The sequence below is a fragment of the Microbacterium sp. CCNWLW41 genome (assembly GCF_037083505.1).
The window spans coordinates 542521-558408 of record NZ_JBAOJP010000002.1; the positions used below are offsets into that span (position 1 = coordinate 542521).

Sequence of the window (15888 nt, forward strand, 5' to 3'; positions counted from 1 at the left end):
GCGAGACGAAACGTGTGAGCCGCGTCAGACGGACGCGACCAACGCCGACTCGCGGAGGCCGGGTGCGAGATCTCGCGCCTCGGCGTCCCGGTACCGGTCCACGACGATGTCGACGAGCTCCGTCGGGGGTTCCGCGCCGTCGAGGAGCGGCGCGGAGACGGGATGGCCTTCGGCGAGGCGCCGCGCGAGATCGAAGAAGTACCCGGGCGCGAGGAGGTAGGTCGCGAGGACCGCCCCGGGGTGCGCGCGCAGCGCGTCGTCGACGCGAGGCGCGCGAGCGGCCAGGTACGCGGTGGTGACGGGGCGTCGGAGCCGTCGTGCGAGGAGGGACGCCGTCCGTTCCGCGTCCGGGAGGGAGCGGGGATCCCGGGATCCGGCGACGCCCAGCACGACCGGCACGTCGGTCGCCGCCTCGGCCAGCCGGCGCGCCAGCACGGCGGCGAGCCGCGGATCCGGCCCGAGCGGGTCCGTCACCCGCACCCCGGGGCGCGCCAGTCGCCCGAGGTCGACGCCCACGTGGAACCCGCGCGACAGCAGCAGCGGCACGACGACCACCGGTCCGTCGAGACCCGCCAGCGCCGTCTCGGCGTCCGGCTGTTGCACGTCGACGAACGCCGAGCGGACGCGCACGTCCGGCAGCCGTGCGGCCACGCGCTCGACGAGCAGGGCGATCGCCGCGGCGCCGCGGGGGTCGGAGGTCCCGTGCGAGACGGCCAGCAGGGAGGGGCGCGACATGGGTGGCGAGTCTAGGCACGCGCGCGCTGCTCCGCCCCCGCGCCCGTCACACGGCGAAAGACTCCCCGCCTCGGTCGAGTGGTCAGTTTCTGTGGGTTCGGGACGCCGCAACCCACAGAAACTGACCACTCGATGGGAGGGCGTCAGCCGAAGGACTCGGCCACGAGCGAGGCGAACAGCTCCTCGGCGTCGCAGTCGACGCGGCGCCGGGAGAACCAGTCGCACATGTTCACGCAGTCGCGATGCATCAGGTCGAGGCCCTGCGGGTTCGCGACCGTGTCCACGATCTGCGGCAGGTCGATCACGACCACGCGGCCCTCGTGCACGAGGAGGTTGTACGGCGAGAGGTCCCCATGTGCGAGTCCGGCGCGGGCGAACACCCGCATGAGCTCCACGACCTGCGCGAACAGGCCCGCCAGCGCGGCCGGATCGTGCCGGACCTGCGCGAGCCGCGGCGCCGCCTGGCCGTCCGTGCCGATGAACTCCATCAGCACCTCCGTGCCGCTCACCTGCACCGGATATGGGACGGGAGCGCCGAGCTCGTACATGCGGCAGAGCGCGGCGAACTCCGCGAAGGACCACTGCGCGGCGGCCACGGAGCGCCCGTGCACGGACTTCCTCGCCATCGCGCGGGCGTCGCGCGTGTTCTGCACGCGGCGTCCCTCTGTGTACACGGCCGAGCGGTGGAAGTTCCGGTGCTCCGGATCCCGGTAGCGCTTGGCCGCGAGGAGCGTGCGCGAAGACGGATCACCGGGCACGGCCCGTTCGAGGAGGAACACGTCCGCCTCCTTGCCGGTCTTGAGGATGCCGAGCTCGGTGTCGACGGCTCCGGCGGAGGTGACGACCCAGGCCGGGCGCGGCTCGGGGCCGCGCTCGGACGGGGTGGTCGCGGGCCACGTGGACCAGCGCTGCCCTTCGCCGAGCTCGACGTCGGCGAAGGCGAGGTCGTCCAGCCCTTCGAACGGAACGAAGGCGGACGGGGCGGATACGGGGGAAGAGGACGGTGCGTCCGGGGACGCGGAAGAAGAGGTCAAGTCTGGCTCCGGGTTCACGGGCCGCTCGACGCGAAGAGCGGGGCGGCCGTATCAGCTGCGGGGGTCGGCGAAGGGCGCGACAAAGACGGTGTTCATCGTTCGCTCCTTCCCTCGATCCCGGGCGCATCCCGGTGCCCGCCGAGTCTATGCCTCGCCATCCGGATCTGTCACCCCTCGTCCGGGGGCGTCGGAGGAACATCGATCGAAAGGTGGATGCCCGCCGGAGGCGTCGCGTCGCCCGGTTTCCTAGGCTGGAGGGGCTGCGCGAGGACCCCGTCCGGTGCCGCCGCGCGTCCCGACCCGAGGAGCCCCGTGTTCACCACCCCCGCCCGCCTGTTCCGTGCGCTGGCGATCGCCGAGGCGATCACCTGGACCCTGCTGATCGCCGGCCTCATCACCAGGGCCGTCGGAGGCCCCGCCGTCGCGGTCACCATCGGCGGAGGGATCCACGGCTTCGTCTTCCTCGCGTACGGCGCCATGGCCGTCCTCCTCGCGTTCCACCAGCGCTGGAAGCCCGGCGTCGCGGTCCTCACGATCGCGAGCGCGATCGTCCCCTACGCCACGATCCCCGTGGAGATCTGGCTGCACCGCTCCGGGCGCCTGGCCGGCGCGTGGCGCCTGGAGGAGACGGACGACCCGCGCGACCGGACCTGGTACGACCGGACGATGCGCTGGTTCCTGCGCCGCCCGTGGGTCCTGGTCGTGCTCATCCTCGCCGCGGTCGCCGCCATCTTCACCGTGCTCCTGATCCTGGGCCCTCCCGGCGGAAAGTGACCGGTCGCGGCGGCTCCCGCCGCCTGTGTAGTAGTTCTACTACTTCGTCGCTACCTTGGCTTCGTGGGGCGGGTGACGAAGACCGAGCTGAATCAGCAGACCGCGAAGGTGCTGGCCCGCGTCGCGGCGGGAGAGCACATCACCGTCGTGGAGCGGGGCCGCGCGGTCGCGGAGATCAGCCCGCCCGCGCCGTCGCACTGGGAGCGCCTGGTCGCGGGCGGCAAGGTCCGGGCCGCCACCCGCTCCGGCGCCCTGCCCTTCGAGGCGGAGGAGCGTGACGACAGCGTCGCGGAGATCGTCGACGACATCCGCGGCGAGCGGTCGTGATCTACGTCGACACCTCGGCCGTCCTGAAGGCGGTGATCGCGGAGGAGGGCTCCGACCGGGTGCGCGCGCTCTTCGCCGAGGGGGTGCCTCTCGTCTCCTCGCGACTGCTGGAGGTCGAGCTCCACGCGGCGTCGCAGCGGAGCGGCGTTCCCCGGGAACGCGTCGAGGCGCTGGTGGACAGGATCGCGTTGATCGCGCTGGACGACGACGTCGTCGAGCGCGCGGTGTCGGCGGCGTCGGGACTGCGCAGCCTCGACGCGCTGCACCTCGCGACCGCGCTTCTGGTCGCGGAGGACCTCGAGGGATTCCTCACGTTCGACGACGAGCTCGGCCGCGCGGCCGCGGCTCGTGGACTGCGGCGCGCATAGACGCGAGCCGACCGCCCCGATCCAGAAGTTGAGCGATGCCGTATCAACTTTGTTGACAATGTCGGGACCGGGTGCGTATCCTTGAGTCATCGCGACTCAGGTTTCTGTGAGGGATCGGGTCGCCACGGACTTCCCGAACACGATCAACCTCACGAAGGAGAAAACACATGGCACGTGCTGTCGGTATCGACCTCGGTACGACGAACTCGGTCGTCAGCGTCCTCGAGGGCGGCGAGCCCAAGGTCATCGCCAACGCTGAGGGCTTCCGCACCACCCCGTCGGTGGTCGCATTCACCAAGGACGGGGAGGTGCTCGTCGGCGAGACCGCCAAGCGCCAGGCCGTCACCAACGTCGACCGCACCCAGGCGAGCGTCAAGCGCCACATGGGCACCGACTGGACCGTCGAGATCGACGGCAAGAAGTGGACCCCGCAGGAGATCTCCGCGCGCATCCTGCAGAAGCTCAAGCGCGACGCCGAGTCCTACCTGGGCGACACCGTGACCGACGCGGTCATCACCGTCCCGGCCTACTTCAACGACGCCGAGCGTCAGGCGACCAAGGAGGCCGGTGAGATCGCGGGCCTCAACGTCCTCCGCATCATCAACGAGCCCACCGCGGCGGCCCTCGCCTACGGCCTCGACAAGGGCAAGGAGGACGAGCTCATCCTCGTCTTCGACCTCGGCGGCGGAACGTTCGACGTCTCCCTGCTCGAGGTGGGCAAGGACGACGACTTCTCCACGATCCAGGTGCGCGCCACCTCCGGCGACAACCGCCTCGGCGGCGACGACTGGGACCAGCGTCTCGTCGACTACCTCATCAAGCAGTTCAAGGACTCGACCGGCGTCGACGTCTCCGGCGACAAGATCGCCCTGCAGCGCCTCAAGGAGGCCGCGGAGCAGGCGAAGAAGGAGCTCAGCTCCTCGACGTCCACGAGCGTCAACCTGCCGTACCTCTCGCTGACCGAGAACGGCCCGGTGTCCCTGTCCGAGACGATCACCCGCGCGAAGTTCGAGGACCTCACCAAGGACCTCCTCGACCGCACCAAGAAGCCCTTCGAGGACGTCATCCGCGAGGCCGGCATCAAGGTCGGCGACATCGCGCACGTCGTGCTCGTCGGCGGATCGACGCGCATGCCCGCCGTCGCCGAGCTCGTCAAGCGCGAGACCGGCAAGGAGGCCAACAAGGGCGTGAACCCGGACGAGGTCGTGGCCGTCGGCGCGGCCCTCCAGGCCGGCGTCCTGAAGGGCGAGCGCAAGGACGTCCTGCTGATCGACGTGACCCCCCTGAGCCTCGGCATCGAGACCAAGGGCGGCATGATGACCAAGCTCATCGAGCGCAACACGGCCATCCCGACCAAGCGCAGCGAGACCTTCACCACGGCCGACGACAACCAGCCGTCCGTGGCGATCCAGGTCTTCCAGGGCGAGCGCGAGTTCACCCGCGACAACAAGCCGCTGGGCACCTTCGAGCTCACCGGCATCGCCCCGGCCCCGCGCGGCATCCCGCAGATCGAGGTCACGTTCGACATCGACGCGAACGGCATCGTGCACGTGTCCGCCAAGGACAAGGGCACCGGCACCGAGAAGTCGATCGTCATCTCCGGCGGCTCGTCGCTGTCGAAGGAGGACATCGAGCGCATGGTCCGCGAGGCCGAGGAGCACGCGGCCGAGGACAAGAAGCGTCGCGAGTCGGCCGAGGTCCGCAACCAGGCCGAGACCCTCGCGTACTCGATCGAGAAGCTGATCTCGGAGAACGAGGACAAGCTGCCCGAGGACGTCAAGACCGAGGTCAAGGCGGACGTGGACGCCCTCAAGACGGCCCTGGCCGGCGAGGACGACGACGCCGTGAAGACCGCGTTCGACAAGCTCTCGCAGTCGCAGTCCAAGCTCGGCGAGGCCATCTACGCCCAGGGCCAGGCCGCCGGTGCCGAAGGCGCCCCGGCCGAGGATGCCGCATCCGCCGAGTCCGGTGCGGACGAGGACGTCGTGGACGCCGAGGTCGTCGAGGACGAGGACGAGAAGAAGTAATGACGGATCCCAAGGACTTCGAGCAGCCCGACGAGGGCAACGGGGTCGCCGGCGAGGGGTCGGACGCGCATGCGTCCGGCCCCCAGCCGGATCCGGCCTCCGAGAACGAGAGCGCCGACGAGCTGACCGTCGACGACATCCTGAACACCGAGCAGAGCGCCGACGCGGCCGCCGAGGACCAGGCCCTCGAGGACGCGGAGCACGCCCTGCTGGTCGACCTCAAGCGTCTCCAGGCGGAGTACGCCAACTACCGGCGTCGGACCGAGGAGCAGCGCGCCGTGGACGTCGAGCGTGCCAAGGGCGAGGCCGCCAAGGGCCTCATCCCGGTGCTCGACGACCTGGACCGCGCCGCCCAGCACGGCGACCTCGCGGAGGGCACCCCCTTCGCGGTGATCGCCGAGAAGGTGCGCGCCGTGGTCGACCGCCTGGGCGTGGTCGCCTACGGCGAGAAGGGCGAGGACTTCGACCCGCAGCAGCACGAGGCGATCTTCCAGCAGCCCACCCCGGGCGCGGAGAAGGCCACCGTGCTCGAGGTCGTCGAGGTCGGATACCGGCTCGGCTCCGTGGAGCTGCGCCCCGCGAAGGTCGTCGTCGCTGTTCCGGCCGAGTAGGCGGTGATCGATGGCTAGCCAGGACTGGTTCGACAAGGACTTCTACAAGGTGCTCGGGGTGTCCAAGGACGTCTCCGACGCCGACCTCAAGAAGACCTACCGCAAGCTCGCCCGCAAGTACCACCCGGACTCCAACCCCGGCGATTCCGCCGCGGAGGCGAAGTTCAAGGAGATCAGCGAGGCGTACGCCGTGCTGAGCGACAAGGAACAGCGCGAGGAGTACGACCAGATCCGCGCGATGGGATCCGGTGCGCGCTTCACGGCGAGCGGATCGGGCGCGGGCGGGTTCGAGGACGTCTTCAGCGGGTTCGGCCAGGGTCGGCAGAGCGCGGCCGACTTCGAGGACCTCTTCGCGATGTTCAACCAGGGCGGGGGCTCGTTCGGCTCCGGCCGGTTCGGGCAGTCCACCGGCGGCTATCGCGGCTTCGGCGGCCCGCACAAGGGTGCGGACGTCACGGCGCGCACCACGCTGGACTTCACCACCGCGGTCAAGGGCGAGACGATCACGCTGCAGGGCGAGGACGGCAAGCCGTTCAAGGTCAAGATCCCCGCCGGCGTCGCGGACGGCCAGAAGATCCGACTGCGCGGCCGTGGCCGCCCCTCGCCGGACGGCGGGGAGAACGGCGACATCGTCGTTCAGGTCACGGTGCGCCCGCATCCGGTGTTCACCCGGGACGGGCTGAACCTGCGCCTCACGGTGCCGGTGACGTTCACGGAGGCCGTGCTCGGGGCGACCATCGAGGTGCCGACCCTCGGCGGGGATCCGGTGAAGCTTCGGGTCGCTCCAGGAACTCCGTCCGGCCGCGTCCTCCGCGTCAAGGGGCGCGGGGTGACGACGAGGAAGGGCACCGGCGATCTGCTCGCCCAGCTGGAGGTCGCCGTGCCGACCCACCTGGACGACGCGGCGAAGGAGGCGCTGGAGCGCTTCCACGACCTGGAGCCCAAGGAGAACCCGCGGGCCGATCTCATGTCGAAGGCGCGGACGTGATGACCGTCCTCCGGTCGTCGGGCGGGCGCAGCGAATGTCTCCGGTCGTTGAGCGAGCGGAGCGAGTCGAAACGCGGTGACCGCCGTCGGCGCGTGTCGTCGCTTCGCCTCGCTGCGCGCGCTCAGCGCGCCGCACGGCGCGTGGCTCCTCGCTCGATGACCGGGGGAGCGGGTGCGGCCGCCCGCTCGGCGAGCAGCCCGAGGGGCGGGTGAGGGCGATGGGTGAGGGCCGCATGGATGCGGACACTCCGGTGTTCGCCATCGCGGTGGCGGCGGAGCTCGCCGGGATGCACCCGCAGACGCTCCGACAGTACGACCGGATCGGGCTGGTGGTCCCCGGACGCACGCGCGGCGGATCCCGCCGCTACTCGACGCGCAACATCGAGCAACTCCGCGAGGTCGCGCAGCTCTCCAGCGAGGGCATGAGCCTGCCCGCCATCGCGCGCCTGCTGGATCTGGAGGAGGAGACCCGGCGCCTGCGTCGCCGCGTGTCCGAGCTCGAGGGCGCCCTCCGCGCCGAGCGGGAGAACCGTCCCGGCATGCGCGTGTTCGCCGCCGGGGCCACGGGCTCGGTCGTCACCCTTCCCTCCGGGCGCCGCATCCGCCGCTCCACCGAGGTCGTGCTGTGGCGTCCCCGCCTCGAGCCCGAGGGCGACCCGGACGACACCGAGCGCTGATCCGCCACGGGCGCCGATCCGCCGATCCTGCGGGCACTGTTCCTGCGGGCGCGATCAGACGAGGTGCGGGCGGCAGGCGTCGAGGAACGCGCGCGGGTCGTCGGCCCAGAGCCGCACGAGCGTGACCTCCTGCGGCGCGCGGCCGGGAAGGGCGATCGCGACGGGGCGTTCCAGCTCGATCTCGATGTTGGTCTCGTCCTGGATCCGCTCCGCGTACACGAGCCCCGCGCCGTCGCCCTCGCGAGCGGAGATGCGCGGGGGTTTCGTGCCGGCGGCGTCCGGCTGCACGACGCGGCGGGCGATCGCGACCGAGGCGATGTCGTCCCACGGCACCGGCACGTCGATCTCCAGGCCGTTGCGGACGCGGACGCCGGAGGGGCCGACCGCGTGCGGCCGCACGAGCATGGCGCACAGCAGCCCGATCATCCAGGTCAGGCCCCAGATCCCGAGGATCAGCAGGGGAATGCGCACCGCGGGCCACGGGTGCACGATGAGGTCGATGACCGGGATCTCCACCGCGGACAGGATGATGAAGATCATCAGGACGGTCATCAGCGGCCGGTGGTATCCGATGCCGACACCACCCCGCTCGACGTCCGGGCGGCGCGTGACCGCCCGCGCGATGCTCGTGTAGACCCGGCCCTCCATGCGCAGGACCCGTGCCACGCCGTGCCCACGGCGATCGCGGGGGTTGCGGCGGTCTTGGTGGTGGCGGTCGCGGCGGTCGCGGATCGCCGACGCCCCGCGCTCCCCGGTCATGGCGCTCCCCGGCCCTCCGCCTCGGCGACCAGGGCAGCCAGACGATCGGCGATCGCGGCGATGCCGCGCTCCACAGCGGCGTGATCGTCCGGGTCGACCGCGGCCAGCAGCCGGGCGTCGAGGTCCTCGTGGTCCCGGCGCATCTGCGCCATCGTCTCCTCGGCTGTCGGCGTGAGCGTGACGAGCACCGCGCGGCGATCGTCCGGGTGCGGCGCACGGCGCACATGACCCGAGGCCTCCAGGGCGTCGACGAGCGCGGTGATGTTGCGGGGCGTCACACCGCACTCGCGAGCGAGGGCCTGCTGCGTCGAGGGTCCTCGGTGCGCGAGGGCCCACAGCACATGGACCCGTGCGGGGGTGAGGCCGGTGCCGGCGAACGCGCGGCTCATGTCGCGGGCGAACAGGTCGCCGATCTGGAGCAGGCGGTCGAGCGTCGTCATATCGTGAATATACGACATCATTACCTCTATTCACAATAGAGAACGGGCAACAACGGGCTAAAGAAATCGATTTCGCATCGCTGGCCGCCCCTCGATGCTCGCCCGCGGTGCGGGAGGTCAGGGCGGCGGCCCATAGGAGACCTCTTGTGTCTGAAATCGATTTCGTCTAGCGTATCGACTACCCGGTCGACGGCGCCCGTCCGCACGGCCGATGACAGTACACGCCGTACACACAGCACCGGCTCACAGGCGAGCCGAAGTCCTGAGGAGGACGAATGCGGAAGTCACTGAAGCGGATCGTACTCGGTGCAATGGCCGTCGCAACGGCCGGGGCCCTGATCACAGGGTGCTCCTCGGGCGGAGGGGGAGGCGGCGGAGACGCGGAGAGCGGAGAGCTGAACTTCGTCTACATGGGCGATGCGAACCAGCAGAAGGCGTTCAACGCGCTCTTCGCGGAGTTCAACAAGCAGCACCCCGACATCAAGCTCAAGGCCGTCGGCATCCCGAGCGGGAACTGGGCGACGTTCTCCACGACCGTCGCGACCCGGCTGGCCGGCGGTCAGAAGATCGACATCATCCAGGTCGCCACCGAAGGGCAACGACTGTTCGCCTCGAAGGGGATACTTGAGGACCTCGGGCCCTACATCGACAAGGACAAGGACGAGGTCGACGACTACTGGAACGACATCAGCCCGAACCTGAAGAAGTTCAACGAGGAGTTCGCTTCCGGACCGGACGGTGAGACCGTGTTCATCCCCGGAGGCTTCAACACGATGGGCATGTATCTGAACAAGACCGTCTTCGAAAAGGCGGGCGTGCCGATTCCGGAGGACGGCAACTGGACCTGGGACGAGTTCCTGGAGGCCGGCAAGACCATCAAGGAGAAGACCGGCGCCTACCTCACGGGAGCGGGATCGGGCTACTTCACGGACGTCATGCCGTGGCTGACGACCAACGGGACCAGCACCTTCAACGAGGACTGGAGCCAGCCGACCTACGACACCGCCGCCGCGGTGGAGTCGGCGGAGTTCGCGCGTAGCCTCGTAGAACTGGGGCTGGCGCCGAAGCCCGGCGGTCAGTTCGACCCCAACACCGCCTTCAAGCAGGGCAAGCTCGCCTCGCTGAACGGCGGTCGCTGGCCCGTGCTCGGCATCCGCGATCTGAAGATGGTCGATGACACGGTGCTGGTGAACTGGCCGACCAAGGTCGGCAACGGCTCGCCCGTCGGATGGGACGCCTGGAACATCGCCAAGAACAGCGAGAACAAAGAAGCCGCTTGGACGTTCATCAAGTTCCTCATGTCCAAGGAGGCCGGCAGCTACTTCGCCGAGATCGGCGGGACGATCGTCCCCGCGCGCACCTCGGTCGCCAACTCTCCGGCGTTCACCGACAACGCCCCTGAGGGCACCGTCCGCCTCAGTGAGGCGCTCGACTTCGCCACGCCGATCCCCTCGATCGACCAGGGGGCTGAGGCGCAGAAGACCATCGAGGAGGCGTGGGCGACGATCATCGCCGGGCAGGGCGACGCGCAGAAGACGCTGGACGCCGCGCAGGCCAAGCTGGAGAAGCTGATCGGTGACTGACACGGCCCTGGAGGTGCGGCGCCCCGGGGCGCGGGCCCAACGGCGCCGCACCGAGGCGGCCGGGTGGCTGTTCGTCAGCCCGGCCGTCCTCCTCTTCCTCGTCTTCGTTGCAGGACCCTTCGTGTTCGCGATCGTGCTGGCGTTCATGAAGTGGGACCTCCTGACTCCGCCCGAGTTCGTGGGCATGCAGAACTTCGCCGACCTCTTCTCGGACGATCTGCTCCCGAAGGTCCTGCTGAACACGTTCCTGTTCGCGTTCGCATCGATCGTCACGCACCTCGTCTTCGGGCTGCTGCTCGCGCTCGCCGTGAACAACGTCATGAGCAAGGCGCTGAGCTACTTCGCCCGCGTGGCGGTGTTCTTCCCCTTCCTGATCTCGTGGGCCGCTGTCGCCCTGCTGTGGAAGTACGTGCTCGATCCCACGTTCGGGTTTGTGGCGCAGTACCTCTCGATGGCGGGCATCGAGCTGCCGAACTTCTTCGCCGATCCCGCGTGGGCGCTGCCCGCGATCATCTTCATCGACCTCTGGCACACGCTCGGCTTCACGTTCATCATCATGCTCGCGGGTCTCCAGACCGTTCCTGCCGAGCTCGTCGAGGCGGCCAGGACAGACGGCGCGTCGTCGTGGCAGATCTTCTGGAATGTGACGCTGCCCCTCATGTCACCGACGATGTTCTTCGCGACGATCATCACGTTCATCGGCGCGTTCCAGATCTTCGACCCGATTCAGATCATCACCAAGGGCGGTCCGCAGGACTCCACGATGACGATCATCATGTACCTCTACGAGAAGGGGTTCCAGGCGTTCGACATGGGATATGCCGCCGCGGTCGCCCTCCTCGTCTTCGTCATCATCATGGGTGTCACCGTGATCCAGTTCGTCGGACGCAGGAAGTGGGTGTTCGAGTCATGACCGCCACCGAGACCGTGGTGCTCGGCGGGCGCCCCGACGCCCTGTCCCGCCTCGACCGGCGTCGTCGACGCCGTCGCGGCCCCGGCGCCGTCGTCGTCGACGTCATCCTGGTGCTGTTCGGGCTGTTCATGTTGGCACCGCTCGTGTGGCTCTTCGTACAGAGCCTCACGGAGCCCTCATCGGCATTCACGAGCCCTCCGAACTGGCTGCCGATCCCGTTCACGCTGCAGAGCTTCGCCGACGTCTTCACCTACATGCCGTTCTTCCAGCAGTTCGGCAACTCGCTGATCCTGGCAGCAATCTCGACGGGTGGTGCGCTGCTGTTCTCGGTGCTCGCCGCGTACGCGTTCGCGCGCATCCCGTTCCGCGGCAGTCGTGCGCTCCTCGTGCTCATGCTGTCGGCACTGATGGTGCCGGGGCAGCTCGTCGTCATTCCGATCTTCATCATGATGCGCCAAGCCGGGCTCGTCGACACGCTCGCCTCGCTGTGGCTGCCGGCCCTCATCAACGTGTTCCAGATCTTCTTCCTCTCGCAGTACTTCAAGACGATCCCGCGAGAGCTGGACGAGGCCGCACGGATCGACGGGGCCGGTCATCTCTGGATCCTGTTCCGGATGCTGATCCCGCTGTCGGGACCGGCGATCGCCGCCCTCGCGATCCTCGGATTCGAGGCCTCGTGGAACGGCTACTTCGGGCCGCTCATCTTCCTCTCCAGCCCCGAGAACATGACGCTGCCCCTGGGCCTGGTCACGCTGCAGAACGGGTTCGGAGCGGCTCCCACCGTCGTGGTCTTCGCGGCGATCACCATGGTCGTCCTGCCGCTGCTGATCGTGTTCCTCGCCTTCCAACGTCAGATCGTCGAGAGCGTCGCGTCGACGGGGCTGAAGGGATGAGCGCCGTGTCCGTCATCGCCCTCGTGCCGGAGGACACTCTTCTGCGAAGCCTGGGGAGGGCGGCGTGGCGTGCGTTGCCCGTTCTGGCCGCATGCGGGACGGCCGCCGCGGGCCTCGCCGCATTGGCCTTCTGGATCGGTCTGCGGATGCCGGGCTTCGTGCCGTTGATCGCTGTCGTGCTCGTGGCGCCGCTGCTGGCGGTGAGCATCGATGCCGTGCAACGCCACCTCTTTGAGGAGCCGACCGCCGTGCATCGCGCCCGGCGGGTGCTGGTCCCGGCGATCGGGTGCGCGGTGCCAGCTGCCTTCGCGGTCGGGAGCACGGTCCTGGGCGTGCTCGCCGATTCGAACGGTTCCTGGCCGCTTCAGGTCCTCGCCGTCGCGGCGGTGGGCGCCGCGGTCGTCGCCGCGCTCGTCGCGGTCGTCGCGTTGCCCGTCGCCGCGTGGCGGGCGGATGTCTCGGTGCGCAGCGTCGTCGTCTTCTCCCTGGTCGCCGTCGTCCGTCGCCCCCTGGGCGCGGTCGCGGCTCTGCTCGCCGCGGCCGCGGTGGTCTGGCTGGGCTTGACCTGGTTCGCAGGGCTCCTGATCCTCGTCGTCCCGGTGCTCACTGTGCTCATGGTGGGCGCCGCATGGCCGACCGCATCTGCCTCGGGTGTTCGTCTCCCGGCTCTCGTCCCCGTCGGCCGTCCCCCCTCTGGAGGAGAACAATGACGCAAGCACTCCGGTCGTCGATCCTGCACTCGGAGGCGCCCGCCCTCGCCATGCCCATCGGCGGCATCGGCACCGGAGGGTTCGCCGTGAACGCCGACGGCTCTCTCCGGCAGTGGCAGTTGTCCGGCATGCCGAATCACCGGGGAGCTCTTCCCGGCACCGGGTTCTGGCTCCGCCTGAGCCGGATCGAGCCTCCGTTCGACAGCGTTGCGATGGTGCAGGGACGGCCCGTCGCGGACCCGGCGGCGTCGCTGACGACGGACGGTGAGATCCCGGCGTGGATGAGCGAAGCCGCCGACCGGTTCGACACGTTCTCGTCCGCACGGTTCAGCGGCACCTATCCGATCGCGGAGGTCGCGCTCACCGACGAGCGCCACCCGCTGCGGATCGACATGCGTGTGCTGAACCCGATGGTGCCCGGGAATGTGGAGGTGAGCGGCATCCCGACCGGGATGTTCGCGTTCACTCTCACCAACACCGGCGACATCCCCGTGCACGGCACGCTCGCCGGCTCACTGCTCAACGCCTCCGGGTGGGACGGCATCACGCCCATCACGGACCGAACCCCCGGGCTCGGGGGCAACGTCAACCGGCTCCGCCGCGGCGGCGGATGGACGAGGGTCGTGATGGACAACCCATCACTGACGGAGGCGCACCAGCACGCGGGGCAGCTCGTGCTCGCCGCCGACGACGAGTCCGCTGCGGTGGTCGCGCGCTGCGCCGGGCTCGAACATCTGAGGGCGTTCCTGGAGTCGCGCGCGCTGAACAACGGCCTCTCGCGGCTCTCCGTCGCTCCGACACTCGCCGATCCGCAGCGCAATGCTCCTCAGGACGGGGCCGGCGCCAGCCCCGACGGCCGTAGCTGGATCGGCGTCGTCGGTGTCCCGTTCTGGATCGAGCCGGGGGAGTCTCGGACCATCCGCTTCTCGATGTCCTGGCACTTCCCGAACCGGATGGTCGATGTGGAGCAGTTCGGCCGCTCCTCGCCGGAGTGGGGCGCGAGCTCGTTCTATCTGGGGAACGCATACGGACTTCGCTTCATCGACGCCGTCGACGTGCAGAGCGCCGTCGAGCGCGATTGGGACGAGCTCGTGGCTCGGACCGAGGCATGGACGTCGCTCCTTCGCGGATCGAGCTTCGGCGAGGAGACGGCAGACCGCCTCGCCGCCCAGGCGGCGTATGTGCGCAGCCCCACCTGTTTCGTCGGCGCCGACGGCCGGTTCTACGGCTACGAGGGCTCGCTGGGCGCGTCGACGACGATGTGGTCCGGCCGGTTCGGTGGCTCCTGTCCGCTGAACTGCACGCACGTGTGGCAGTACGAGGCCGCGCTCGCGGGGCTCTGGCCCACGCTGGAGCGAGACATGCGTGACACCGAATTCGACGTGATGCAGAGGGCGGATGGCGCGATCCCCCATCGTCTCCGTGTCCCGACCTATCTGACGCAGATGGGAGCGGAGCTGATCGGCGGACCGGAGGAGCCCGCGTTGGACGGCATGCTGGCGACGATCCTCAAATCGCTCCGGGACATGCAGCGCGGGGCCGGCGAGGCCTGGCTCTCGCGCCGCTGGGAGTCCCTCACCCGGCTCTATCGGCACATCTGCGAACGATGGGACGCGGATGGCGACGGCGTGCTCCGCGGGATCCAGCCGAGCACGCACGACATCGATCTCGCCGGAGTCAACCCGTTCATGGGCACCCTGTGGCTGGCGGCGCTGCGCGCCTTTGAGGAACTCGCGCTGCTGGTGCGGGACGACGACGCCGCGACCGAGGCCCGGGTTCGGTTCGAGTCCGGCAGTCGACTCTACGACGAGCTGCTTTTCGACGGCCGGCATTACATCCAGGTGCTCGACGACGGCGATCCCACCGACTTCCAGTGGCGGACGGGGGTTCTCAGCGACCAGGTGATCGGTCAGTGGTGGGCGCACCAGCTCGGCCTCGGGCACATCCTTCCGGCGGAGCACGTGCGCAGCGCCCTGCGGCACATCGTGGCGACGAACCTGCGCCACGGCTTCGCGGACTTCGCGCATCCGTACCGCGTTTACGCGGACTCGGCGGAGGACGTCGGGCTGCTGATGTGCTCATGGCCCGACGGCGGTCGGCCCGACGTGCCCACCCGTTACGCGGACGAGGTCTGGACCGGCGTCGAGTGGCAGGTCGCGGCGCACTGCCTGTTCGAGGGGCTGGAGGAAGAGGGCGCCGCCGTGCTCGAGGGCCTCTGGCGTCGGCACGACGGCTCCCGTCGGAACCCGTACAACGAGATCGAATGCGGAGACCACTACGCCAGGGCCATGGCTGGCTGGACCCTCGCTCAGGCCCGATCCGGGGTGCGGGTGGACCACACTGCGGGCGTGCTCATCGTGGATCGTCCCGGGCGATGGCCGTGGATCAGCGCCACGGGTTATGGGTGGGTGGACGTCGATGAGGACGATGCGGTGATGCATGTCGTCGAGGGGAGCAACGACCTGGTCGTCGAGCGCGCACGAGGCTGACCTGGAACGGATCGTTCCCAGTCAGGAGACAGGTCCGGTTTCTACCGTGGGTGACCGGGGCGGCTGCCCCGAGCCGCGCCCGGCGCGGTGTCCTGCCACGAAGGAGCACCTCCCTCATGACGAACACCAGCAAGCCCGCAGCCTCGATCGGTCTGCTCATCCTCCGCGTCGTGGTCGGCGCGATCTTCGCCGTCCACGGCGCGCAGAAGGTCTTCGAGTTCACGCTCCCCGGCACCGCCCAGGCGTTCGCCGGGATGGGCGCACCGCTGCCGGAGTTCACCGGCCCCGCCATTGCACTGATCGAGCTCGTCGGCGGGATCCTGCTCATCCTCGGGGTGCTCACCCGCCCGGCCGCCGTCCTCCTCGCGGCGGACATGGTCGGCGCGATCTTCCTCGTCCACCTTCCCGCCGGTTTCTGGGTGAGTGAGGGCGGCTACGAGTTCGTCGCCGTGCTGGGGGCGGCCGCGCTCGCCCTGGCGTTCACCGGCGCCGGTCGCATCTCCCTGGACCGCGTCGTCATGCGCGGTCCCGCCCGCGCCCTGGCCTGACCCTCCCCCTCCT

At 69.6% G+C, this 15888-nt stretch carries 17 protein-coding genes; 13 read left to right on the plus strand and 4 right to left on the minus strand.

Going from position 1 to position 15888, the window contains the following annotated elements; all coding sequences use genetic code 11:
• Positions 1-24: 24 nt before the first annotated feature.
• Together V6R91_RS10355 and V6R91_RS10360 are read right to left on the minus strand one after the other, a co-directional pair.
• Positions 25-735: a sirohydrochlorin chelatase gene (locus tag V6R91_RS10355; protein WP_336395366.1), complete on the minus strand. Its 711-nt coding sequence runs from the start codon at positions 733-735 to the stop codon at positions 25-27.
• A gap of 143 nt (positions 736-878) precedes the next feature.
• Positions 879-1769 (minus strand): serine protein kinase RIO, encoded by an 891-nt coding sequence (locus tag V6R91_RS10360; protein WP_336395367.1) that lies wholly within the window; start codon positions 1767-1769, stop codon positions 879-881.
• A gap of 312 nt (positions 1770-2081) precedes the next feature.
• On the opposite strand from V6R91_RS10360, the gene V6R91_RS10365 reads away from it, so the two are divergent.
• The 7 genes from V6R91_RS10365 (at position 2082) to V6R91_RS10395 (ending at position 7540) form a co-directional block, all read left to right on the plus strand.
• Positions 2082-2543, plus strand: coding sequence for a DUF3817 domain-containing protein (locus V6R91_RS10365; RefSeq protein ID WP_271059761.1), 462 nt, complete (start codon positions 2082-2084; stop codon positions 2541-2543).
• Positions 2544-2606: 63 nt separating this feature from the next.
• The gene (locus V6R91_RS10370; protein WP_336395368.1) at positions 2607-2870 is read left to right on the plus strand and encodes a type II toxin-antitoxin system Phd/YefM family antitoxin; all 264 of its coding nucleotides are present in this window, start codon (positions 2607-2609) and stop codon (positions 2868-2870) included.
• Positions 2867-3238 carry a type II toxin-antitoxin system VapC family toxin gene (locus tag V6R91_RS10375; RefSeq protein ID WP_336395369.1) on the plus strand — a complete coding sequence of 124 codons (372 nt, stop codon included), beginning with the start codon at positions 2867-2869 and terminating at the stop codon, positions 3236-3238. Before V6R91_RS10370 ends, V6R91_RS10375 begins: the two co-directional genes overlap by 4 nt.
• Before the next feature lie 167 nt (positions 3239-3405).
• Complete coding sequence (dnaK, locus tag V6R91_RS10380) at positions 3406-5265, plus strand: molecular chaperone DnaK (RefSeq protein WP_067245899.1); 1860 nt, start codon at positions 3406-3408, stop codon at positions 5263-5265.
• Positions 5265-5876 carry a nucleotide exchange factor GrpE gene (locus V6R91_RS10385; RefSeq protein WP_336395370.1) on the plus strand — a complete coding sequence of 204 codons (612 nt, stop codon included), beginning with the start codon at positions 5265-5267 and terminating at the stop codon, positions 5874-5876. Before dnaK ends, V6R91_RS10385 begins: the two co-directional genes overlap by 1 nt.
• A 10-nt stretch (positions 5877-5886) precedes the next feature.
• Positions 5887-6864, plus strand: a complete 978-nt coding sequence (locus V6R91_RS10390; protein ID WP_271059764.1) for a DnaJ C-terminal domain-containing protein — start codon at positions 5887-5889, stop codon at positions 6862-6864.
• Positions 6865-7096: 232 nt separating this feature from the next.
• Positions 7097-7540, plus strand: a complete 444-nt coding sequence (locus V6R91_RS10395) for a heat shock protein transcriptional repressor HspR (protein ID WP_233460140.1) — start codon at positions 7097-7099, stop codon at positions 7538-7540.
• A gap of 54 nt (positions 7541-7594) precedes the next feature.
• Here the strand turns inward: V6R91_RS10395 and V6R91_RS10400 are convergent, their stop codons facing one another.
• Positions 7595-8299, minus strand: coding sequence for a hypothetical protein (locus tag V6R91_RS10400; protein WP_336395371.1), 705 nt, complete (start codon positions 8297-8299; stop codon positions 7595-7597).
• Entirely contained in the window at positions 8296-8739 is a 444-nt protein-coding gene (locus V6R91_RS10405; protein WP_336395372.1) for a MarR family winged helix-turn-helix transcriptional regulator, read from the minus strand. Before V6R91_RS10405 ends, V6R91_RS10400 begins: the two co-directional genes overlap by 4 nt.
• 311 nt (positions 8740-9050) lie before the next feature.
• On the opposite strand from V6R91_RS10405, the gene V6R91_RS10410 reads away from it, so the two are divergent.
• The 6 genes from V6R91_RS10410 (at position 9051) to V6R91_RS10435 (ending at position 15875) form a co-directional block, all read left to right on the plus strand.
• Complete coding sequence (locus tag V6R91_RS10410; protein ID WP_271059767.1) at positions 9051-10322, plus strand: ABC transporter substrate-binding protein; 1272 nt, start codon at positions 9051-9053, stop codon at positions 10320-10322.
• Positions 10315-11235, plus strand: a complete 921-nt coding sequence (locus V6R91_RS10415; protein WP_271059768.1) for a carbohydrate ABC transporter permease — start codon at positions 10315-10317, stop codon at positions 11233-11235. The genes V6R91_RS10410 and V6R91_RS10415 overlap by 8 nt, the downstream gene beginning before the upstream one ends.
• Positions 11232-12128: a carbohydrate ABC transporter permease gene (locus V6R91_RS10420; protein WP_336395373.1), complete on the plus strand. Its 897-nt coding sequence runs from the start codon at positions 11232-11234 to the stop codon at positions 12126-12128. The genes V6R91_RS10415 and V6R91_RS10420 overlap by 4 nt, the downstream gene beginning before the upstream one ends.
• Positions 12125-12838, plus strand: coding sequence for a hypothetical protein (locus tag V6R91_RS10425; protein WP_336395374.1), 714 nt, complete (start codon positions 12125-12127; stop codon positions 12836-12838). The genes V6R91_RS10420 and V6R91_RS10425 overlap by 4 nt, the downstream gene beginning before the upstream one ends.
• Positions 12835-15327: a GH116 family glycosyl-hydrolase gene (locus tag V6R91_RS10430; protein ID WP_336395375.1), complete on the plus strand. Its 2493-nt coding sequence runs from the start codon at positions 12835-12837 to the stop codon at positions 15325-15327. The genes V6R91_RS10425 and V6R91_RS10430 overlap by 4 nt, the downstream gene beginning before the upstream one ends.
• Positions 15328-15443: 116 nt before the next feature.
• Positions 15444-15875, plus strand: a complete 432-nt coding sequence (locus V6R91_RS10435) for a DoxX family protein (protein ID WP_219086106.1) — start codon at positions 15444-15446, stop codon at positions 15873-15875.
• Positions 15876-15888 lie beyond the last annotated feature (13 nt).

Bases quoted from the DNA above. Each gene is read 5' to 3' on its own strand.
- V6R91_RS10355 (WP_336395366.1), bottom strand. From the start codon at position 735: ATGTCGCGCCCCTCCCTGCTGGCCGTCTCGCACGGGACCTCCGACCCC.
- dnaK (WP_067245899.1), top strand. From the start codon at position 3,406: ATGGCACGTGCTGTCGGTATCGACCTCGGTACGACGAACTCGGTCGTC.
- V6R91_RS10385 (WP_336395370.1), top strand. From the start codon at position 5,265: ATGACGGATCCCAAGGACTTCGAGCAGCCCGACGAGGGCAACGGGGTC.
- V6R91_RS10390 (WP_271059764.1), top strand. From the start codon at position 5,887: ATGGCTAGCCAGGACTGGTTCGACAAGGACTTCTACAAGGTGCTCGGG.
- V6R91_RS10395 (WP_233460140.1), top strand. From the start codon at position 7,097: ATGGATGCGGACACTCCGGTGTTCGCCATCGCGGTGGCGGCGGAGCTC.
- V6R91_RS10400 (WP_336395371.1), bottom strand. From the start codon at position 8,299: ATGACCGGGGAGCGCGGGGCGTCGGCGATCCGCGACCGCCGCGACCGC.
- V6R91_RS10405 (WP_336395372.1), bottom strand. From the start codon at position 8,739: ATGACGACGCTCGACCGCCTGCTCCAGATCGGCGACCTGTTCGCCCGC.
- V6R91_RS10410 (WP_271059767.1), top strand. From the start codon at position 9,051: ATGGCCGTCGCAACGGCCGGGGCCCTGATCACAGGGTGCTCCTCGGGC.
- V6R91_RS10420 (WP_336395373.1), top strand. From the start codon at position 11,232: ATGACCGCCACCGAGACCGTGGTGCTCGGCGGGCGCCCCGACGCCCTG.
- V6R91_RS10425 (WP_336395374.1), top strand. From the start codon at position 12,125: ATGAGCGCCGTGTCCGTCATCGCCCTCGTGCCGGAGGACACTCTTCTG.
- V6R91_RS10430 (WP_336395375.1), top strand. From the start codon at position 12,835: ATGACGCAAGCACTCCGGTCGTCGATCCTGCACTCGGAGGCGCCCGCC.
- V6R91_RS10435 (WP_219086106.1), top strand. From the start codon at position 15,444: ATGACGAACACCAGCAAGCCCGCAGCCTCGATCGGTCTGCTCATCCTC.